Annotated in this window: 18 protein-coding genes and 2 tRNA genes; 14 read left to right on the top strand and 6 right to left on the bottom strand. The window is 61.7% G+C overall.

Annotated elements, in window-relative coordinates; genetic code table 11:
- On the bottom strand, nt 1–1,464 hold the full coding sequence (locus LC343_RS15405; RefSeq protein ID WP_223478036.1) for a cryptochrome/photolyase family protein: 1,464 nt from the start codon (nt 1,462–1,464) through the stop codon (nt 1–3).
- Nucleotides 1,465–1,608: 144 nt separating this feature from the next.
- Between LC343_RS15405 and LC343_RS15400 the strand changes: the two genes are divergently transcribed.
- Entirely contained in the window at nt 1,609–1,827 is a 219-nt protein-coding gene (locus LC343_RS15400) for a hypothetical protein (protein ID WP_223478035.1), read from the top strand.
- Nucleotides 1,828–1,842: 15 nt separating this feature from the next.
- On the opposite strand, the gene LC343_RS15395 is transcribed toward LC343_RS15400, so the two are convergent.
- Entirely contained in the window at nt 1,843–2,058 is a 216-nt protein-coding gene (locus LC343_RS15395) for a hypothetical protein (protein ID WP_223478034.1), read from the bottom strand.
- Between the two features lie 248 nt (nt 2,059–2,306).
- On the opposite strand from LC343_RS15395, the gene LC343_RS15390 reads away from it, so the two are divergent.
- Nucleotides 2,307–2,594: a hypothetical protein gene (locus tag LC343_RS15390; protein WP_223478033.1), complete on the top strand. Its 288-nt coding sequence runs from the start codon at nt 2,307–2,309 to the stop codon at nt 2,592–2,594.
- An 88-nt stretch (nt 2,595–2,682) separates the two neighbouring features.
- Here LC343_RS15390 and LC343_RS15385 read toward each other — a convergent pair.
- Nucleotides 2,683–2,757: transfer RNA gene (locus LC343_RS15385), tRNA-Asn, on the bottom strand.
- A gap of 165 nt (nt 2,758–2,922) precedes the next feature.
- Here LC343_RS15385 and LC343_RS15380 point away from each other — a divergent pair.
- The 8 genes from LC343_RS15380 to LC343_RS15345 all read left to right on the top strand — a co-directional run bounded on the left by LC343_RS15380 (nt 2,923) and on the right by LC343_RS15345 (nt 12,400).
- The gene (locus tag LC343_RS15380) at nt 2,923–3,231 is read left to right on the top strand and encodes a hypothetical protein (protein WP_223478032.1); all 309 of its coding nucleotides are present in this window, start codon (nt 2,923–2,925) and stop codon (nt 3,229–3,231) included.
- 140 nt (nt 3,232–3,371) lie between these two features.
- A tRNA-Cys gene (locus tag LC343_RS15375) sits at nt 3,372–3,445 on the top strand.
- 55 nt (nt 3,446–3,500) lie between these two features.
- The gene (locus LC343_RS15370; protein WP_223478031.1) at nt 3,501–4,172 is read left to right on the top strand and encodes a protein-L-isoaspartate O-methyltransferase family protein; all 672 of its coding nucleotides are present in this window, start codon (nt 3,501–3,503) and stop codon (nt 4,170–4,172) included.
- Between the two features lie 133 nt (nt 4,173–4,305).
- On the top strand, nt 4,306–5,673 hold the full coding sequence (locus LC343_RS15365) for a TolC family outer membrane protein (RefSeq protein WP_223478030.1): 1,368 nt from the start codon (nt 4,306–4,308) through the stop codon (nt 5,671–5,673).
- Nucleotides 5,674–5,807: 134 nt separating this feature from the next.
- Nucleotides 5,808–6,761, top strand: a complete 954-nt coding sequence (locus tag LC343_RS15360) for a DUF2497 domain-containing protein (RefSeq protein ID WP_223478029.1) — start codon at nt 5,808–5,810, stop codon at nt 6,759–6,761.
- Between the two features lie 84 nt (nt 6,762–6,845).
- The gene (locus LC343_RS15355; RefSeq protein ID WP_223478028.1) at nt 6,846–9,659 is read left to right on the top strand and encodes a valine--tRNA ligase; all 2,814 of its coding nucleotides are present in this window, start codon (nt 6,846–6,848) and stop codon (nt 9,657–9,659) included.
- A gap of 313 nt (nt 9,660–9,972) precedes the next feature.
- Nucleotides 9,973–11,229, top strand: coding sequence for an OmpP1/FadL family transporter (locus LC343_RS15350; protein ID WP_223478027.1), 1,257 nt, complete (start codon nt 9,973–9,975; stop codon nt 11,227–11,229).
- A gap of 421 nt (nt 11,230–11,650) precedes the next feature.
- Nucleotides 11,651–12,400 (top strand): tetratricopeptide repeat protein, encoded by a 750-nt coding sequence (locus tag LC343_RS15345; RefSeq protein WP_425420038.1) that lies wholly within the window; start codon nt 11,651–11,653, stop codon nt 12,398–12,400.
- Nucleotides 12,401–12,436: 36 nt separating this feature from the next.
- On the opposite strand, the gene LC343_RS15340 is transcribed toward LC343_RS15345, so the two are convergent.
- On the bottom strand, nt 12,437–12,706 hold the full coding sequence (locus LC343_RS15340) for a hypothetical protein (protein ID WP_223478026.1): 270 nt from the start codon (nt 12,704–12,706) through the stop codon (nt 12,437–12,439).
- A gap of 60 nt (nt 12,707–12,766) precedes the next feature.
- On the bottom strand, nt 12,767–13,549 hold the full coding sequence (xth, locus tag LC343_RS15335) for an exodeoxyribonuclease III (protein ID WP_223478025.1): 783 nt from the start codon (nt 13,547–13,549) through the stop codon (nt 12,767–12,769).
- Between the two features lie 173 nt (nt 13,550–13,722).
- On the opposite strand from xth, the gene LC343_RS15330 reads away from it, so the two are divergent.
- A complete protein-coding gene (locus tag LC343_RS15330) occupies nt 13,723–15,105 on the top strand; it encodes a nucleobase:cation symporter-2 family protein (RefSeq protein ID WP_223478024.1) in 1,383 nt (460 codons plus the stop codon).
- A gap of 48 nt (nt 15,106–15,153) precedes the next feature.
- Here LC343_RS15330 and erpA read toward each other — a convergent pair whose 3' ends face one another.
- The gene (erpA, locus tag LC343_RS15325; protein ID WP_223478110.1) at nt 15,154–15,486 is read right to left on the bottom strand and encodes an iron-sulfur cluster insertion protein ErpA; all 333 of its coding nucleotides are present in this window, start codon (nt 15,484–15,486) and stop codon (nt 15,154–15,156) included.
- A gap of 140 nt (nt 15,487–15,626) precedes the next feature.
- Here erpA and LC343_RS15320 point away from each other — a divergent pair, with 140 nt between their 5' ends.
- From LC343_RS15320 to LC343_RS15310, 3 genes are all read left to right on the top strand, one after another.
- Entirely contained in the window at nt 15,627–16,856 is a 1,230-nt protein-coding gene (locus tag LC343_RS15320) for a deoxyguanosinetriphosphate triphosphohydrolase (protein WP_223478023.1), read from the top strand.
- A 54-nt stretch (nt 16,857–16,910) separates the two neighbouring features.
- The gene (gene argS, locus LC343_RS15315; protein WP_223478109.1) at nt 16,911–18,659 is read left to right on the top strand and encodes an arginine--tRNA ligase; all 1,749 of its coding nucleotides are present in this window, start codon (nt 16,911–16,913) and stop codon (nt 18,657–18,659) included.
- A gap of 86 nt (nt 18,660–18,745) precedes the next feature.
- On the top strand, nt 18,746–21,232 hold the full coding sequence (locus LC343_RS15310; protein WP_223478022.1) for an SPOR domain-containing protein: 2,487 nt from the start codon (nt 18,746–18,748) through the stop codon (nt 21,230–21,232).

Here is a 21,232-nt window from a genome sequence, read left to right as displayed (position 1 = left end):
TCACGCGGCTTTTCCTTTCATTTCCTTGTAGGCGGCCATGGCGCGGTCGCGCGCACCTTGGTGTTCAACCATGGGACGGGGATAAGTGTCTCCGAGTTTCACCCCGGCTCGATCAAGGGCGGATTTCGACGCTTCCCACGGCTTGTGTATGTGGCTGTCGGGCATATCGGCGAGTTCCGGCACGAATCGACGCACATAGCTGCCGTCGGCATCGAACTTTTCGCCCTGAAGGATCGGGTTGAAGATGCGGAAATAGGGCGCCGCGTCCGCCCCGGAACCGGCGATCCATTGCCAATTGGCCGTGTTGGAAGCGGGGTCGGCATCGACCAGCGTATCGCGGAACCATGCTTCCCCGTGCCGCCAGTGAATGAGCAGATGCTTGACGAGGAACGAACCGACGATCATGCGCACGCGATTGTGCATCCAGCCGGTCTGCCAAAGCTGGCGCATGCCCGCATCGACGATGGGGTAGCCAGTCATGCCTTGCTGCCAACGTGTCAGATCTTCGCTCGAATCGCGCCAGGGGAAGGCGTCGAAGTCGCCATTGAAATTTTCCGTCCCGAGATCGGGAAACGCGACCAGCAGGTGCCAGCAGAACTCCCGCCAGACGAGTTCCTTTCGAAAGGTGGTGAAATCGCGCGAAGGCACCTCGTCGCAATGAGGCTCCATCGCGTGCCAGATCTGGAAGGGTGAAATCTCACCGAAAGCCAGGTGGGGCGACAACCGCGATGTCAGGCTCTTGGCCGGAAAGTCGCGTCCCTCGCCATAGTCGGCGAGCGCCTCTGACAGGAATTGGTCGAGACGGTCATGCGCGCCGTCTTCGCCCGGTGTCCATTCTTCGCCGAACGCCTTTGCCCAGTTCGGCTTGCCTGGCAGGAGGTCCCAGTCGGAGAGATTGTCGGAGGCAATCGACTGGTCGCAGGCCTTGATCTTTTTCGGCGCGGGGGCCGGTGCCCGGGGGGCGATCGACTGGGAGAGGGCCTTCCAGAACGGCGTATAGACGCGGTAGGCACCACCCGAACCCGTCTTCAGGCGCGTGGGTTCGTGTAGAAGCTGACCGTCGAAGCTCTCGACGGTCAGGTCGCGCGCGCGCAGTTCTTCCTTTATCGCGCTGTCGCGTTCGATCTGCGCCGGAGCGTAGCGGCGGTTCCACAGGACGGAGCATGCGCCGGTTTCTTCAATCAAGTCCAGCAGGATGTCCGACGCCGCGCCACGGCGCATGACGAGTGGCACGTCGAGCGTCTTCAGCTTGTCGGCAAGGGAAGCGAGAGAGTGGTGCAGCCACCATCGCTGCGCGCCGCCGAGCGGAAGCGTGTCGTCCGCTTCTTCCAGGATATAAACCGGAATGACCGGTTGTCCCGAGTTGGCGGCCGCCGTCAGGGCAAGGTTGTCGTGCAACCTGAGGTCATTGCGAAACCATACGATGACGGGCGCGGTCGGGAGGTCTGGACTGGACGTGTTCATAAACAAATAGAAATATCAATTGGTCAGTGTGTCGTTACGCACTGCGCGCGCAATCGGATCATCTACGAATGAGCGTGTGCGGTTTTTAACAGGGCACACTCGATGCCAGGCGCATTTGCTGCCGATTTGGGAGGAGATTTCGCGATGACCGGAAAACAGCGTTCGGCGATGGATCGCGACCTTGCCTGCGAAGAATTTCTCGAGGCCGGCTATGACGGACTTGTCGCCTCGGCGCGCGCGCAAGGCTGGTCGGATGACGAGATCGCCAATGCGATGCTGAGCCTCGCACAGCAGCGCGTGCAGGCGGCGCGCGCCGATGCGTGGATCGGCGGAGAGCCGCGTCAGGGCGGCCCGCGTAACTAGCAGGAAATCAGGCTATCAGTGCCGGGTTGTTCCAGCGGGCGGGATCAGCTCGATAAATGCGTCGGCCCGCGAGTCGGCGACGAGATTCTGGGTCAGGCTCAGCAGAGCGTTTGCGATTTCATCGGCGCTCCAGCCGTCTCTACGCGCATTGGCGAGAAGGTTGCGGAAGAAGGGCTCCAGGCTCGCTTCGCAGGCGAGATCGCGATCGAGTGAGGAAAGCCCGCTGTCCATTTCCATATTCCTTGCAACCCTTGACTGGCGCCGTCTTGATCGTCCGCGTCGCCGCGGGCGTCCGGCTCGTTTCGAACCCGCTCAGGATGGTTCGGCATGGTTAAGAAAAGTTGAAGGAACCGGGCTGTCGCACGATCGGACGAAACGAGGTGTTTTCCTTTGCGCGAGTGACGACGAAGGCTTGCAATCTTGCGTTGTCTGGCCGTTAATGGGGAACCGTTTTCAAAGTGACATCGTATGGGGCGACGATGAGCACGCAAATACCGAAGATCGAACAGTCGAGGATGTCGGGCTATCTGAAGCGCGACGGCGTGCGCCTTGACGTGAAGATCTACCGGATCGCCGGTCCCGACCATCGCTGGAACATGGAGGTGATCGCGGAGAACGGCCGACCCATCATATGGGACTGCCAGTTCGCGACAGACCGCGATGCCTATTACGAATTCCAGCGGGCGGTGAAGGAAGACGGCATTTCGGCCCTGCAGACGGACAAGGTGCTGTTCCGCCAAAAGGGACGCATCGGGCAGGGGTCTTAGCTGCCGCCGCGAATTTACGCCCTTACACCGGCTTTGGAAAAGAAAAGAGCCCGCAATCATCACGATTACGGGCTCTTGACTGAATAGGTGGCTCCCCGGGCCGGATTCGAACCAGCGACCAACCGGTTAACAGCCGGTTGCTCTACCACTGAGCTACCGGGGAACAGCGCTCAAGCTGATCGGAGCGTATATCAAAGGTCGTTCCGATTTGCCAAGGCAGGAAACAAACTTTTTTGACCGCCGGTTCTCCCCGGCCGGCGGGGGCATGGCTCACGGCTGGAAAAGCCCGGTGCACGGGTATATCTGCGGGTGACAGCACGGCGAGATCATGGCGCAGAAAGATGACAGCAGCGGCGGAAGCGGCCGTCCGACACGCAACACCATCAAGGTGCTGAACCGCCGGTTCCCGGTGCCGGCAACGCGAGCCGGGCGGATCGCGCTCGGTTCGGCACTGGTGGTGGGGGGCGCTTTGGGTTTCCTTCCGGTCGTCGGATTCTGGATGTTGCCGCTCGGGCTGCTCATCCTTGCCCAGGATATTCCGCGTGTGCGCCGGTGGCGGCGCAAGCTGATTCTGCGCTGGTCGCGCCGAAAGGACCGTTCGCGACAGAAGCCCGTTCGAGGCGGCCGGTCGGATTAGCGGCAGCGCAGACGGCCATTTTTTATCCTTCCCGGGACGGGGGAGGAGCGGTCATTCGGATTGATGCCGCGAACTGTTCAGAATGACGCTTGACCCCCATTCCGAAAATCCCTATCGCATCAACGGCACAGCCATGGCATGGCCTCGTGGCGGAGTGGTTACGCAGAGGACTGCAAATCCTTGCACCCCGGTTCGATTCCGGGCGAGGCCTCCATTGACCGTTGGCAGTGCCGCCTTCGCGGCGCGGGAAAAAGGAAGCGGATCGAACCATGGGGCTCAACTTCGAAGAACTGCGCCAGGCAATGGTCGACAGCCAGGTTCGTCCGACGGACGTGACCGACCTGCGGCTGCTGGAAGCTCTCCTTTCCGTTCCGCGCGAAGCGTTCGTTCCGGACCAGCGCAAGGCTTTCGCCTATATCGATGACGATATCGAGGTGACCAACGGCGCATCCGAGACGCGCCGTTTCCTGATGGAGCCGTCGCCGTTCGCAAAGCTGGTGCAACTCGCCGATGTGCGCCCGGGCGACCTCGTTCTCGATATCGGCTGCGGCACGGGCTACTCGTCCGCCGTTTTCTCTCTTATCGGCAATGCGGTTATCGCGCTGGAAAGCGACAGCGATCTGAGCGACCGCGCAAGCGAAATCCTGCTCGAAAACGGCTTCGACAATGTTGCCGTGGTCACCGGGCCGCTTGAAGCGGGCTATGCGGGTGAAGGTCCGTATGACGTGATCTTCGTCGGCGGCGCTGTGGACACCGTTCCCGAGTCGCTGTTCGATCAGTTGAAGGACGGCGGGCGTCTCGTTGCGGTTGAAGGCCACGGACTGGGCGGTTTTGCCACACTCTATGTCAAGGACGGGCAGTTCGTTTCCGGACGCCAGGCGTTTAATCTCGCCGTCAAGGCTTTGCCGGGTTTCGAGCGTGTTCCCGAATTCTCCTTCTAGGCACTGGGGATGGTTGCCGCTTGGCAACACATGTTAATAAGTTCCCGGTTCGGTATTGCCGATATACAACGCGGTAAATAGAACTAAACCGGGCCAGCGACTGGTTTGGCCATAGTCAATCAGGATCGTTCGGATGCGTCATTCCCTACTTGCAGCGGCTATCACCGTTTCCGTCGCCATCGCACCGCAGGCAGTCAGCGCGGAAACGATTTTCGGGGCACTCGCCAAAGCCTATGAAAACAACTCGCAGTTGAACTCCGCGCGTGCCGGCGTGCGAGTGCAGAACGAGAATGTCGCGCTCGCCAAGTCGGGCTACAGGCCAAGAATTCAGGGCACGGGCGGCATCACCAATTCCTGGCGGGATGCACCCGGCGGCAGCCGGGGCGTGACCAACGCCAGCTTCGGCATCGAGATCAATCAGTCGCTTTTTGACGGTTTCCAGACCGCGAACAATGTGCGTGCGGCACGGGCCGGTGTGTTGGCTGAGCGGGAGAACCTGCGCAACACCGAGCAGAACGTTCTCTTCGACACGGCGCAAGCCTATATGGACGTGGTGCAGAACCGCCAGATCGCCGCGCTTCGTCAGCGCAACCTCGCGTTTCTCGACGAACAGGTTCGCGCAGCGTCGGCGCGCTTCGATGTCGGCGAGGGGACCCGGACCGACGTGGAACAGGCTCGTGCGAGCCGTGGCGCCGCGCAGGCACAGCTTGAGGCCGCGCGCGCGGCGGCTGCTTCCAGTGCCGCGATCTACCGGCAGTTGACAGGATCTGATCCCAGCGATCTTTCCGCGGCTTCCGCGCTGAGCAAGGGCATGCCGCGTTCGCTCGAATCCGCACAATCGATCGCGTTCAAGGAGCACCCGGCCATTCTGGTCAGGCATCATCTGGTCGATGCCGGCCTCTATAGTGTGAAGTCCGCCGAAGGAAAGTTCCTTCCGCAGGTGGGTCTGTCGGCCTCGGTAGAGCGCAGCTACTCCAGCTTTAATCAGTCGGCTGGTGGCGCCTATACCGGCAATTCGGCTTCGATCGGCGCACAGGTTACCGTGCCGATCTATCAGGGCGGCTCGGCAAGCGCCTCCGTTCGCCAGAGCAAGGAACAACTCGGCCAGGCCCGTATCAACACCGATGTCGCGCGCGACCAGGTGCGCGCCGCAGTGACTTCGGCATGGACCCAGTTGCAGGCGTCGCGCGCCGCCGTCGCGGCCAATAACGAGACGCTGCGGGCCTCCCGGCTCGCGCTCGATGGCGTGGTGCAGGAACGCGATGTTGGCCAGCGCACCACTCTCGACGTGCTCAACGCTCAGGCTGATGCGCTGACCGCGCAAATCTCGCTGGTCCAGGCGCAACGCGATGTTGTGGTCTCCAGCTACGCCCTCAAATCGGCCATCGGCCGGCTGACCGCCGAAAATCTCGGACTGCGCGTCGCGCTCCACAATCCGAAGGAGCATTTCGACGCGGTCAAGGACAAGTGGTACGGGCTGCGTACGCCGGACGGCCGTTAACCTAACACCCAATTCATTCCTGTGGGCTGGCCGGGCTGCCTCGGCTGGCCGAATTTTCTTCGGCCGGATCATCCGCTAACCTTGGGAAGTGATTCGCCGGATGGACCCGCGAATCCAGGGCGATGGTAAGACTGATGTCACAGAGCAGCGCGTTACGCGAACAACCCTCGATGGACGAGATCCTGGCGTCGATCAGGAAGATTATCGACGCCGGCGAGACGCAGTCCAGACCGCCCGAGGAACCGAAGGTCGAGGCGGTTGCGCCGAAGCCGGCGGACCCGATTGTCACCGTGCCGCCCGCGCCGGCCAACGACGCGGAAGCCGTTCGTCCGCGCGCACCGCAGGCGATGTCGCCGCAGCAGCCCCGGACACCGCTTTCGCAGGTGAGGGAAGAGCCCAGGACGGATGCGCCGAAGCTGAATACCCCGAAGCTGGATGTGCCAAAGCCGGCGGCCGAGGTCCCGGTTAAGAGCCCGGATCAAGTCAGAAGCCCGGAAGACGACATCGCCGCAGCGGTGACCGCCTATCTTGCGCAGGAAATCGAAGCATCGAAGCCCGCGCGTTCTGACGAAGCGGTTACGCCCGAAGCTGTGGATGATGTGACCGCATTCCCGGAGACCGTTCAAGATGACGATACTGTCAGGACGCCGGCGGAAAGTGCCGCGACGCCGGACATTTCCGAGGCTGAAGCGGAACTGACCGTTGAATTCTCCGAGATCGACCGCGATCTCCTGGCCGAGCGGCGGGCCAAGTACGATTCCCGGTTCACCGAGGCCGACGACGGCGCATTCCGGGAAGTCGGTAATCTCCTGCGGGGAACGGTCGAAGCCGAAACGCCACATCCCTCGGCCGTTGGCCGCACGTCAGCGCTGGTGTCAGACGCGGTTTCTCAAACCGTATCGCAATCGCTTTCCAGCCTGTCCGGCATAACGCAGCGGCGCGACATTCCGGATCTGGACGCCATGGCCGAGGACATGCTGCGGCCGATGCTGCAGGAATGGCTCGACAATAACCTTCCGTCGCTGGTCGAAAGGCTCGTGCGCGCCGAGATCGAACGCATCGCTCGCGGCGAGCCCCGCACCGCCTGACGCCTTCCCGCTTTGTTGACAGGCGCGCGGGCTTCGGATTTACACGGGCGCTGAACCACCGACTTCGCTCGCGGACATTTCCACATGCTTGACAAGACCTTTGACGCTGCCAGCGTCGAACCGAGAATTGCCAAAATCTGGGAGGATGCCGACGCCTTCGTCGCCGGCGCCGGTGCCAAAGAAGGCGCCGACCCCTTCTGCATCGTGATTCCGCCGCCGAACGTTACCGGTTCGCTGCATATGGGCCATGCGCTCAACAACACGCTGCAGGACATCATGATCCGCTACCAGCGGATGAATGGCCGCAACGTGCTTTGGCAGCCGGGCATGGACCATGCCGGCATCGCGACGCAGATGGTCGTGGAGCGGCAACTGGCCGAGAGCGGCGAGAACATGAGCCGCAGGCAGATGGGCCGCGAAAAGTTCATCGAGCGCGTCTGGCAGTGGAAGAACGAATCCGGCGGCATGATCTTCAACCAGCTGAAACGTCTCGGCGCGTCCTGCGACTGGTCGCGCGAACGTTTCACCATGGATGATGGGCTTTCCGAGGCCGTTCTGGAGGTGTTTGTCAGGCTCTACAAGGAAGGGCTGATCTACAAGGACAAGCGGCTGGTCAACTGGGACCCGAAGCTGCACACGGCGATTTCCGATCTCGAGGTGGAGCAGAAGGAAATCGACGGCAACCTCTGGCATTTCCGCTATCCGCTGGCAGACGGCGCGACCTACGAGCACCCGTACAATCTTGACGAGGAAGGCAATCGCACGGCGTGGAAGCCGTCCGACGGCGAGCCAGCCGGCTACGAAACGCGCGACTACCTTGTCGTGGCGACCACGCGTCCGGAGACCATGCTGGGCGATACCGGCGTTGCCGTGCACCCGGACGACCCGCGCTACAGGGATCTCGTCGGCAAGCATGTCGTGCTGCCGCTCGTCGGCCGGCGCATCCCGATCGTCGCAGACGAATATCCCGATCCGGAGGCCGGTACGGGCGCGGTGAAGATGACGCCCGCGCATGACTTCAACGATTTCGAGGTCGGCAAACGGCAGGATCTTCCTGCGATCAACATTCTGACGATCGACGGCGCCGTGACGCTGACAGGCAATGCGGATTTCCTCGACGGTTTGACGCCGACCGACACGCAGCGTGGTGTCTGGGACCAGCTCGACGGCATGGACCGGTTTGCGGCGCGCGATCTGGTGGTCAGGCTCATGGAAGAAGGCGGGCTGCTCGCCGCCGTGGAGCCGCACACGCACCAGGTGCCGCATGGCGACCGGGGCGGCGTGCCGATCGAGCCTTACCTGACCGACCAGTGGTATGTCGACGCGGCGACACTGGCGAAACCGGCGATTGCCTCGGTGCGTGAAGGCCGCACGCAGTTCGTGCCGAAGAGCTGGGAAAACACCTATTTCAACTGGATGGAGAACATCCAGCCCTGGTGCGTCTCGCGCCAGCTCTGGTGGGGGCACCAGATCCCGGCTTGGTACGGTCCCGATGGGACGGTATTCGTCGAAAAGAGCGAGGCCGAAGCCGCCGCCGCCGCGAAGGCGCATTATGGCGAGGATGTCGAACTCGTCCGCGACGAGGACGTGCTCGACACGTGGTTCTCCTCGGCCCTGTGGCCCTTTTCGACGCTTGGCTGGCCGGAACAGACAGAAGCGCTGAAGACCTGGTATCCGACCAATGTGCTGGTGACCGGCTTCGACATCATCTTCTTCTGGGTCGCCCGGATGATGATGATGGGCCTTCATTTCATGAAGGATGACGAGGGCACGCCCGTCGAGCCGTTCGACACCGTCTATGTCCATGCGCTGGTCCGCGACAAGTTCGGCGCCAAGATGTCGAAGTCGAAGGGCAACGTCATCGATCCGCTGGAACTGATCGAGGAATACGGTGCGGACGCGTTGCGTTTCACGCTGGCGATCATGGCGGCGCAGGGCAGGGACGTGAAGCTCGATCCGGCGCGTATCGCCGGCTACCGCAATTTCGGCACCAAGCTTTGGAACGCGACGCGCTTCGCGGAGATGAACGGTGTGGTACATGCCCCGGATTTCCGCCCGGAAGACGCGAAGCTGCAGATCAACCGCTGGATCCTGACGGAACTGTCGCGGGCATCGCGGGACGTCTCGGCGGGAATCGACCAGTACCGGTTCAACGAGGCGGCCGGCGCGGCCTACCGTTTCGTCTGGAACACGTTCTGCGACTGGTACCTGGAACTGCTCAAGCCGATCTTCAACGGCGACGACGAGGACGCCAAGAAGGAAGCGCAGGCCTGCGCGGGCTATGTGCTCGACGAGGTCTATAAGCTGCTCCACCCGTTCATGCCGTTCATGACGGAGGAATTGTGGGCGCTGACTGCCGAGGACCGGCAGGCGCTGATCTGCCACGCCGAATGGCCGCATTCCGAATTCGAGGACGATGATGCGGCCGGCGAGATCAACTGGCTGATCGACCTCGTCACCGGTATCCGGTCCGTTCGCTCCGAAATGAACGTGCCGGCTTCGGCGACCGCACCGCTGGTTATGGTCGATGCTGCAGAGGAGACCCGCGCAAGGCTGCTGCGCCACGAACCGGCGATCAAGCGCCTGGCGCGTGTCGAGGACATCGTTGTGGAAAGCGCGGTGCCGCGTGGCTCCGCGCAGATCGTCGTCGGCGAAGCGACGGCCTGCCTGCCGCTGGGCGGCCTGATCGATGTCGATGCGGAACGCGCGCGTCTCACCAAGGCGATCGGCAAGATCGAAGGCGATATCAAGAAGCTCGAAGGCAAGCTGGCGAACGAAAAATTCGTCGCCAACGCCAAGCCAGAGGTCGTCGCTGGAGAGCGCGAGAAACTGGCCGAGGCCGTGCCGGAGCGTGATTCGCTCAAGGCCGCGCTGGCGCGAATCGAGCAGATCGGCTGATCCGCGACGGCATTTTCCCGCCGCGATCGCAACCTCGGCGGGAAAAAACAATGCGATGTGACGGTTTTGCAACAATAGCCGATTTGCAGAGTCTTCTGACCTTTTTGGGCTCCATGATCGCAAAAACCGGGCATTTTCGTCGAATTTCGAGCCCGGCATCCCGTTGACGTAAACGTAAGGTCCGGACTTTGCGAATATCGCAGATTTTCGCATTCGAGGCGGAGCCCGAATGTGGCGTCACGTTGGCCAGAATGTGCTTGAAAAATGCGCAAGAGCTCCTGCAATTATGTAACTACATGGTTTGGAGGAACATATGACCAGGGGCATAAGAACAATCACAATCGGTCTTGGTTTCGCGACTGCGCTGACAAGTGTCGCGATGGCGGGAGGATTCAGCCGCGGCACGGCCGACACCGACATCCTTTATGAAGAAGGTGGCGCTGTTACGCGGCTCGGGGCGGTCTACGTGATGCCGCAACGCGGCTACGAGATGATTGGTGGAGCGCCTGCAACAGATGGTGACTATAGCGACGCCTACGTCGTTCCTTCTTTGGCATTTAAGCTTGATGTGAATGATGATCTTCGCTGTGCCGCGACGATGACTGACGCTTATGGTGGCGGTGCTACCTACGGCGATCAGGCTATCGCGGCGGGCCGGCTCGATGGAACCGGGACGGTCACCAAGAACTTCACATCCAATGAAATTGGGGCGACTTGTGGGTTCAAGTTCGATCTAGGGAAAGGTCGGGCATGGATTATCGGTGGGGTTTTCGGCGAGAATTTCACCTACTCCGAGACTGTCAGTCTCGCAGACATGACCTATCTTAACGGTATTGGTAGCCCACTAGAGCCCTTTGGCGGGAGCAGTGCAGGCGAGAACTCCGGTACGCTTTCGTTCAACGGTCAATATGAGCTTGGTTATCGTGTAGGCGTTGCCTACGAGATTCCGGAAATCGCGCTTCGCGCACAACTTATGTATCGATCAGGTGTCAAGCATGATCCGGGCGGAAGCTTTCGTTTCTTTGACACAGCTACTGGCGACACTCTGTTAGGCGGGGCTGCGGACTTCTCCACTCTTGGTCATGGCAGATTGCCGCAATCCGTCGAATTGAAGGCCCAGTCCGGTATCGCGCCCGGATGGTTGGCTTTTGGTTCGGTGAAATGGACAGATTGGAGTGTGGTCCAAACACTGGATTATACGATTTCCTTTCCGCCTCCGACCGGGGATAGGGATACGAATTTGGAGTACTTCTGGAAGGATGGCTGGACTGTCTCTGGTGGCGTAGGGCACGCCTTCAACGACATGGTGTCGGGTTCGCTCAGCCTGACGTGGGATCAGGGTGTATCTACGACTGAGGATGTCTTCACGGATACCTGGACGCTGGGCGGTGGCTTGGCGATTGCCGCAAACAGCAATACGAAGCTCAGCGTTGGCGGCGCAGTCAGCTATCTGACCTCAGGGTCGGTTGCGCAACAACTTGGCGCGGATGGGCCTGGCGACACGTTTGCCTATTCAGTCGGGAACGACTGGTCCTATGCGCTTGGTGGCAATCTGCTGATCAAGTTCTGATCATCCACCGAATTCACCACTTCGAACCCCGTCGCATTGCGGCGGGGTTTTCGTTTGTGGCTTGATTGCCGTGTCCGGCGCGTGAATGCGCGGATGCGCAGATCTTGTGACGAATTGGCAACACTATTGCGCTAAGAAACCGATTAGAAAGCCTGCCGGGCATTGTGCCCATTTGCCGCCATAAACCGGGCGCATCGCAACGGTGTTTCGCGACGGGTCAAGCGATCTGGCGGGACAAGGGACAGGAATATATGGACACCGAAGTCGTTTCGAAGGCCGGTCTGTCACGTCGCCGCAAGGCCGACATCGCGCAGAAGAGCCACGCAGACACACCGGTCTCCGGGAAGTAACGAGTATCATGACCACGATGCGGTCTGAGAAAAGCAACACTCATCGCGCCTTTGGCGCTTCGTTCGTGGCAATGTGCGGCCTGGCCCTTGGTCTCGCCACCGCGCAGACCGTGCCGAGTTACGCGCAATCCTCCGACGGCGACCAGAAGGGGCCGTGGGCGATGTTCAAGTTCGGCTTCTCCGCCTACAAGAGCGGTCGCAAGGACGAGGCTCTCAAGGCCTATCGCGATGCCGCCGAGCACGGCCATGCCGGCGCCCGCTGGAAGCTGGCGACAATGTATGCCTCCGGCGACGGCGTGAAGGAAGACGACTACGAGGCGTTTCGGCTCTATGAAGGGCTCGTCAACGAAGGCGCGGCGCCAGGTACGCGCGACGAGACATTCATCGCGCATTCGCTGATGTCGCTCGCGAGTTATCTGCGTCGTGGCATCCCCAACTCGCCGATTAGTGCCGATCCCTTGCGGGCGCGTCAGCTTTACCTGCAGGCGGCGAGCCAGTTCGGCGATGCGGATGCTCAGTTCGAACTGGGCCGCATGTATTTAAGCGGTGAGGGCGGGACGACCGATTCGGTCCAGGCGGCGCGCTGGTTCAATCTGGCCGCCAACAAGGGCCATGTCGGCGCGGAGGCGATGCTTGGAAAGATCCTATTCGATTCCGGCAAGACCGTGCGCGGCCTCTCTTTCATGACGAGGGCGCTCGGCAAGGCGCGTGATCCGGAAGTGCACTGGATTCGTGCGCTGCAGGAAGAAGCCTTCGCGATCTCCTCCGAAGCAGACCGCCGTACGGCGATCGCGCTGGCGGCCCAATCTTCGGGCAATTGATCCGCTTCAGGCAGGCTGCCCGCGTACCAAATACGATCAGCTGTTGATGGCAGCCGGCCACGCCGATTGGCGCGGCAGCCGGGCAACCGGGCATTCCTCGCCAAGCATTTTCCAGGAGGTGTTGTTCAGCACGCGCTCACAGCGGGCGAGCTTGTTGCCCGATGCTGTTTTCAGGCAGACAGTCTGACCTTCCGGAATATTCTGCCCGTTCCCGCGGCATGTGCAGTCAGGCGCAGACAGCGCCGGCTGCGCGGCGATGGACGCCGCGGCGAGAGTGAGGGAAAGAAGCGCAGAACGAAGCATCATGGCCTGTTCCTCCTGAGCGGAGGGTACCACGCATCGAGTGATCGGCAAAGACGCTGCTTTTCAGGCGGCGTAGTCGATCACCACGGGCACATGGTCCGACGGTTTTTCCCAGGCGCGCACATGCTTTTCGATGTCTGCCGCGCGGAGCCGGTTGGCGGCTTCCGGCGACAGGAGCAAATGGTCGATGCGAATGCCGTTGTTCTTCTGCCAGGCGCCGCCCTGGTAGTCCCAGAAGGTGTAGACACCCGGGTCGTCGGTGACGCTGCGCACGGCTTCCGTCAGTCCCAGCCCGACGAGCCGGCGGAAAGCCGAGCGGCTTTCCGGGCGGAACAGCGCGTCGCCCTCCCACACTTTCGGATCGCGGCAGTCCTCCGGTTGCGGGATCACGTTGTAGTCGCCGGCCAGGATAAAGGGCTCCTCAAGTGCCAGGCGCGCCTCGGCCCATTGATGCAATCGCTCCATCCAGGAAAGCTTGTAGGGAAACTTCTCGCTGTCGACCGGATTACCGTTGGGCAGATAGAGCGAGACGACGCGCACCACGCCATTCTCCGTCGAGAAAACGCCTTCGATGAAGCGGGCCTGTTCGTCCGAATCGTCGCCGGGCAGGCCGCGATTGACCTCGTCGAAGGGCAATTTCGACAGGATGGCGACGCCGTTGAACCCTTTCTGGCCATGGGTCTCGACATGGTAGCCGAGCGCCTCGAAGGGCTCGCTCGGGAAGTTCTCGTCCACCGACTTGATCTCCTGCAGGCAGGCAATGTCTGGTTGAGACTGTTCCAGCCAGCTTATGACCGTGTCGATCCGCGCCTTGACGCCGTTGATGTTCCAGGTCGCGATTTTCACGGTGACGCTCCGGTTTCCGCACAATTCCGTCCGTCCGTAGGTATCCCCGCATGGCGGACGCGTAAAGCCGTTTCCCGAGCCCGAACAGCCGGATTGGCATGATTAATGCTCAGCTTTTCCTTGGGCGGAGTTTCGTGACGAAGGGGACGCGATAATGAGCATAGGTGGTCAAAATGGCGAATAATCAGGCAAAAACGGATGGATCTCTCGTCTATACACTGACGGATACGCCGCCGCCGGGTCCGGCTTTTCTCGCTGCCGCGCAACATATACTGGCCAGCATTGTCGGTATCGTGACGCCGACGCTGGTGATCGGCGGCGTTCTCGGCCTCGGCGAACATGTTCCATACCTGATCGCGATGTCCCTTTTCGTTTCCGGTGTCGCGACCTTCATACAGTGTCGCCGTGTCGGGCCGGTCGGCTCGGGACTTCTCAGCCTTCAGGGGACGAGCTTTGCATTCCTCGGCGCGATCCTTGCCGCGGGTTTCGCGGTCAAAGGTCGGGGCGGAACGCCGGAAGACATCCTCGCGATGATTTTCGGCCTGTGTCTTGTCGGTTGCCTGGTTGAAGTCATCCTCAGCCAGTTCATCGACAAGATGGACCGCATCATCACGCCGACCGTAACCGGAATCGTGATCACGGTGATCGGTCTCAGTCTCGTCAAGGTCGGTTTCACCGACTTCGCGGGTGGCGTGGGAGCAGGCGAGAGCTTCGGCAGCCCGATCAACCTTATGCTCGGATTGCTGGTGGTGGTCGTTATCCTTGCGATGACGTTCCAGCAGAACCCGATGATCCGGATTTCGGCGATCATGATCGGCCTTGTGGCCGGTTTCATCGTCGCCGCGATTCTCGGTCAGGTGAATTTCTCCAGCTTCGGATCGCAACCGTTCTTCGCGATCCCGATACCGTTCAAGTTCGGTTTCTCGTTCGATTTCGCGCTTTTTATCCCGATCGCTTTCGTCTACCTGATCACGGCAATCGAGACGACGGGCGACCTGACGGCCAACTCGGTGATCTCCGGCGAACCGGTGGAGGGCGAGGTCTATATGAAACGGATCAAGGGCGGTGTCCTCGCTGACGGTGTGAACTCCGGGATCGCCGCGATTTTCAACACGTTTCCGAACACGACCTTCAGCCAGAACAACGGCGTCATCCAGATGACGGGCGTGGCCAGCCGACATGTCGGATATTACATCGCGGGCATTCTGGTGGTGCTCGGGTTCTTCCCGATCATCGGCGGCATCTTCCTGCTCGTCCCGAAATCGGTTCTGGGCGGCGCGACGCTGGTGCTTTTCGGGTCCATCGCGGTGGCGGGTATCCGAATTCTCGCGTCTCAGGAAATCGACCGGCGCAAGATCTACATCATGGCGGTGTCGTTCGGTCTCGGCCTCGGCGTGACCCTTGTGCCGGATGCGGTCAAGCAATTGCCGGATATCGTGCAGCGTGTGTTTGCAACGCCGATCACGCTCAGCGGCCTGACTGCGATCATCTTGTCGCTGATCATTCCCGACAGCGCCCGCGTGTCGGCCGTGGAGCAGCCTGAACCGGCGGAGTAGGCCTCTGCGTGGAATAAATGGTGGTTCGCCCTTTTTTGGCGGACCGCCTCAGATCGAGAAGGACGTGCCGCAGCCGCAATTGGCGACCGCGTTCGGATTGCGGATCTGGAAAGACTGGCCGATCAGGTCATCGACGAAATCGATCTCGGAACCGGCCATGTAGACCATGGACAGCGAGTCGATCAGCACGGTCGCGCCGTTCTTCTCGATGACGATGTCGTCATCCTCGGCGGAGGGGACCAGATCGAACTTGTAGGAGAAGCCCGAGCAGCCGCCGCCTTCGACGGATATGCGAAGCGCGTTGTTATCCGGTTCGCCAGCAAGGATCTTGCTGACGCGCGCGGCGCAGGAATCCGTCACGGTGACGTTCTTTTCTGCCATTTTCGGATGCGCGGTCATCGTGTCATATCCCCGGACGTTTCGGTTCGTATTGTGTTCAACACGCTTCACCATAGGTATGAAGAGGCACGGTCCGCGTCAATACGGGGCAGAAGCGGCGGGCAAGGGGAGCAATCACATTCATGCAACCGGTTTCGGATGAAACGCTGCAAGGCATCGGTTTCGGTCTTGGCGAGCGGGCGGTCTTCGCGACCGATCCGGCCAAGAGCCGCGGGCGCTTTACGGAGGAAGCGCGCAGCCGCACCCGCACCGAGTTCCAGCGCGATCGCGACCGCATCGTCCATTCGACGGCCTTTCGCCGCCTCAAGCACAAGACGCAGGTGTTCTTCAGCCATGAGGGCGACCATTACCGCACGCGGCTGACCCATACGATCGAGGTTGCGCAGATCGCCCGCGCGCTGGCCCGCGCATTCCGGCTCGACGAGGACCTCGCCGAAGCGATCGCGCTCGTACACGATTTCGGGCATACGCCGTTTGGCCATACCGGCGAGGACGTTCTGGATGAGTGCATGGCCGATTTCGGCGGCTTCGATCACAACGCCCAGGCGCTGCGCGTGGTCACGAGGCTGGAACGGCGCTACGCCGAGTTCGACGGGCTCAACCTGACTTGGGAAACACTGGAAGGGCTGGTCAAGCACAACGGGCCATTGCGCGATCCCGTTACCGGTGCGGACACGCAGGGGCCGGTTCCGGCGACGATCCTCAATTACTGCGAGTTGCACGATCTCGAAATCGGCCGGTACGCGGGGCTGGAAGCTCAGATGGCGGCGATTTCCGACGATATCGCCTACAATACACACGATATCGATGACGGTTTGCGGGCCGGATTGCTGACCTTCGACATGCTGCGCGAGGTGGGCTTGCCGCGCGATATTCTCGATGAGGTCGATAGCCGCTATCCGGGTCTGGACGACAGTCGACGCGGGCATGAGACGACGCGACGGCTGATCACCCGCATGGTCGAGGACGTGATCGCGGAAACGAAGAAGGGGCTTCTGCGGCTGAGACCGGGTTCCTCCGCCGATGTCCACGAAGCGGGAGAGACGATCGTTCGGTTCTCTCCGGAAATGGCCGCGCTGGAGAAGGAACTGAAAGCATTCATGTTCGCGAACATGTACCGGCATTCTGATGTCATGCGGGTGCGGGCACAGGCCGAGGACATCGTGCGCGACCTTTTTTCGGCGTTCATGGCGGAGCCGGAAAAGATGGGGGGCGTCTGGTCGGCGCATCTTTCGCAACTGGAAGAACCGGCGCTCGCCCGACGCGTCGCCGACTATCTTGCCGGCATGACGGATACTTTCGCGCAATCGGAACACCGGCGTTTGTTTGACCGCACACCGGATTTGCGTTAGCCACGCGCCGACGAACCGTCAGCCGGTTCGGAGAAATCACCCAGGACAATGACCATGAACATCTTCACCGAGTTTCGGCATCGGGTCGTCAAGGCCGTGGATGCGCTAGGCATCGAGGCGAAGGACGGCGGAACGCTCGATCTCGCCAAGCTCGGGATCGAGCCGCCGCGCGATCCGCTTCATGGCGATATCGCGACCAATGCCGCGCTTGTCCTGGCAAAGCAGGCGGGCGCCAACCCGCGCGAACTCGCAGAGAAGATCGCGGCCAAGCTGGGCGAGGATGGCGATGTCGAAACGGCCGGGATCGCCGGTCCCGGCTTCGTCAATCTGAAGCTGTCCGACAGCTTTTGGCGCAAGCAGCTCACGACGATCCTGTCGGAAGCGGAGGATTACGGCCGGTCCACTCTCGGTGGCGGTGCGAAGATCAACGTGGAGTACGTCTCTGCCAATCCGACCGGGCCAATGCATGTCGGCCACTGCCGCGGTGCCGTGGTCGGCGATACGCTCGCGAACCTGCTGGGTTTCGCCGGTTTCGACGTGACCAAGGAATACTACATCAACGATGCTGGTGTTCAGATCGACGTGCTGGCGCGGTCGGTGCTGCTGCGTTACCGCGAGGCGCTGGGCGAAGACATCGGCGAAATCCCTGAAGGTTTGTACCCGGGTGACTATCTCGTTCCGGTCGGCGAAACGCTGGCGGAGGAATACGGACGCGACCTGTTGCAGATGCCGGAAGACGAGGCGCTGGCCATCGTCAAGGATCGGGCAATCGATGCGATGATGGCGATGATCCGCGAGGATCTCGCGGCACTCAACATTCATCACGATGTCTTCTTCTCCGAGCGGGACCTGCATGCCGACGGAGAAAAACGCATTCGTACCGCCATCAACGATCTGACGATGAAGGGGCATGTCTACAAGGGTACGCTGCCGCCGCCGAAGGGCCAGGTGCCGGACGACTGGGAAGATCGTGAGCAGACGCTGTTCCGGTCCACCGCCGTGGGGGATGACATCGACAGGCCGCTGGTCAAGTCGGACGGGTCCTACACCTATTTCGCCGCCGACGTTGCCTACTTCATGGACAAGTACAAGCGCGGCTTCGAAGAGATGATCTACGTGCTGGGCGCGGACCATGGCGGCTATGTGAAGCGCCTCGAAGCGCTGGCGCGGGCTGTCTCGGGCGGCGAGGTCAAGCTGACGGTGCTGCTCTGCCAGCTCGTCAAGCTGTTCCGCGACGGCGAACCGGTACGCATGTCGAAGCGGGCAGGGCAGTTCGTCACGCTGCGCGACGTGGTCGACGAGGTCGGGCGCGATCCCGTGCGCTTCATGATGATCTATCGGAAGAATCTCGAGCCGCTTGATTTCGATTTCGCCAAGGTGACGGAGCAGTCCAAGGACAATCCGGTCTTCTACGTGCAATATGCCAGCGCGCGCTGCCACTCGGTATTCCGCCAGGCTGCCGAACAGTTCGGCAAGCCCGTGGAGGCCGATCCGTCGTCGCTCGACCTTCTCACGGACGAGGCCGAAATCGCGGTGATCCGCAAACTCGCCGAGTATCCTCGGGTGATCGAGGCCGCAGCGCAGGCGCATGAGCCGCACCGCATCGCGTTCTATCTCCACGACCTCGCCAGCACCTTCCACGGGCACTGGAACCGGGGGACGGATGATGACTCCTTACGCTTTGTTAAGGTTAACGATCCACTATTGACCGGTGCCAGATTGGGTCTGGTGCAGGGCGTTCTCAATGTGCTGCGGTCCGGGCTGGCGCTCGTCGGGGCTGATTCACCCGCTGAAATGCGGTAAAACCCTGTCACCTTTTGCCCATAATGCGCTGGCAAGGAGCGTGATCGGGGCTTTGCGTCCCGGGGTAAGGTGTACGGGGTAATGGCATGACGGACGCAACCAATCGCAAGTTGGACGTCAAAAATTCCGGAGACGGCGACATCGCGCGGGATGACCCGCTTTACGAGCTGTCGCAGATCATCGGGTTTTCGCGCCCGGCGGAAACGTCGGAAGAGCAGGCTGTTTCGGACGAGCAGATCGATCTGGAGCAGGAGATGCTGCGCGAGTTCGAAAACTATCCGAAGTCCTACAGTCGCGAAAGCCAAGAGCCTGAATCGGAAGAGTATTTTTCCGAAGCGCCCGATCCCGTGATTGCGGACAGGCCTGCGGTCACGAACGAACCGGAGAATTTCGAAGCCGAGTTCGAGCGGGATTTCGGCGGCATGTTCGATCCGCCGGCACCGTCGGCGCCCGAACCCGATGCCGTTGCGCAGGACGTTGAGCCAGACGCGATGGAAGCGGAACTGTTTCAGATCGATCCGGAGCCTCGCATGGAGGCTCCGCAGCCGGAATCCGCGCCGGAACCTTATTTTTCGGCCGCGCCCGAACCAGCGCCTCAGCAGGATCCCGATTCGCTGGAAGACGAATTGCTCGACCTTCTTGGCAGCCTCGGCGGCAAGGCGAACGCCGATTGGGAGCCCGAAAAAACGCCAGATCCGCAATTATTTGTGGACGAAACTTCACAGGACGAGCCGCAGGCATTCGAAGAATTCGTGGAACGCGCGGAATTCGACAGCCCGGCAGTCGAGCCGGAGCCTGACTTCGAAGACTGGGCACCGGCGCCGACGGAAGCAACCGCGGATGTTCCGGCGTCGGCACCGAAGCCGTTCTGGTTCGATGACAACGAATTTGAACCTGCAGTCGAGCCTGCGCCTGTGGAGAATGATGCGGACTCCGCGCTTCTCGACGCCTTCGAAAGTGAATTGAGCGAAGGCCTTTCGATCTCGCTCGACGAGATGTCCCAGGAACAGGTGGAGGACGGCGGCGACGCCGAAGCGCGATTGTCGATCGAGGACGAACTCGATCTCGACCGTGCCTATGAAGCCTCCGCCACAGATGAGGAAGCGGCACTCGAAGATATCGAATCCGCTGCCGAGGAAATCGCCGCCGCGGCTCGTCCCGCGATGCCGCCGATGCTCGATACTGCCGAAATGCCCGCCGCGGACATCGAGGCCATGCAGCCGCTCGACCTGCCGGAAATTCCGGCCGAAGAGCCGCGGCGCATGCCGTCCGTCGATATCGAGACCGAACTGAACGCTGCGCTGTCGGGCTATGCCCAATATAGCGAAGCCGAGGCCGAAGCACCTTATGGTGAACCGGAAGCCGAGCCGGAACCCGACTTCGATATCGGCGAGCTCGAGGACGATCTCGCGCGGGACATGGAATATGTGGCCCATGATCTCGACGCGCATGACGATGACGGCCCGTATGAGGACTACGACGACGAACTCGATGTGCCAGCCGCGGCCCCGTTGCCGCCGGAAGGAGCGCGTTCCAGTCGCGGCATGATGATCGCCGCCGTTGTTGGCGGTGTCGCGGTTCTCGGCGCTGTGGGCGCTTTCATGCTGTCCGGTGGCGATGTCACCGACGATGGCGGCCCCGTGCTGGTCCGCGCCGACTCCGAGCCGACCAAGATCGTTCCGGAGGACCCGGGCGGCAAACAGGTCCCGAACCAGGACCGCGCCGTCTACGGAGAAGTCGACGGCAATGGCGAAACCGCGCCGACCCAGGAGACGCTCGTATCGACATCCGAGGAGCCGATCGACCTGTCGGCCGGCAACGCGCCGCTGCCGAGCGGCGTGATCGAAACCGCGAAGGTCGAGGACCGGCTGATGCCGGACGCCGGCGAGCAGGCCGCAGCAGCGCAGGATAGCGGGCAGGCGCTTTTGTCGCCGCGTCGCGTGCGCACGGTGATCGTGAAGCCGGACGGCACATTCGTTCCGACGCCGCAGCCCGAACCGGCAGCCGCTGAAGCGCAGCCCGCGCCGCGGACCGTGGAAACGCAACCCGCGCCACAGGTCGCCGAGACGGCCAGTGATCCGCAGCCGCAGGCGGCAGCCGAGCAACCGGCTCAGGCGGTCAGCGCGGACGAAAGCGAAGCATTGCAGGAGATGGCCGCGGCTGGCGAGACCGCGCCGGCACCGGCACAGGACACGCAAACATCGTCGCGCAGCCTGCCCACTCCGGCCTCCATTCCCGAACGCCCGGCCGAGCAGCCGACGCAGACTGCGTCTGCGCAGCCCGCACCGCAACCGGCTCCCCAGGTGCAGCCGGCGACCACCGCGACGTCGAGCGGCTACACCGTGCAGATCTCGTCACAGCCGTCCGCCGCGCTTGCGCAGCAGTCGGCGACGGAATTGTCGCGGCGTTTCGGCAATCTATTCGGTGGCCGCGCCATCACCATTCAGCAGGCCGATATCGAAGGCCGGGGCACATTCCATCGCGTTCGTGTCGCCGCGTCGGACCGCCAGGACGCGGTCGCGCTCTGCGAGGCGCTCAAGCGTGCCGGGGGCAGTTGCTTCGTGGCGCGCTAA

Origin of the sequence: Oricola indica, assembly GCF_019966595.1 — a bacterium.
Lineage (GTDB): Bacteria > Pseudomonadota > Alphaproteobacteria > Rhizobiales > Rhizobiaceae > Oricola > Oricola indica.
This window is presented reverse-complemented; position numbering and strand designations above follow the sequence as displayed.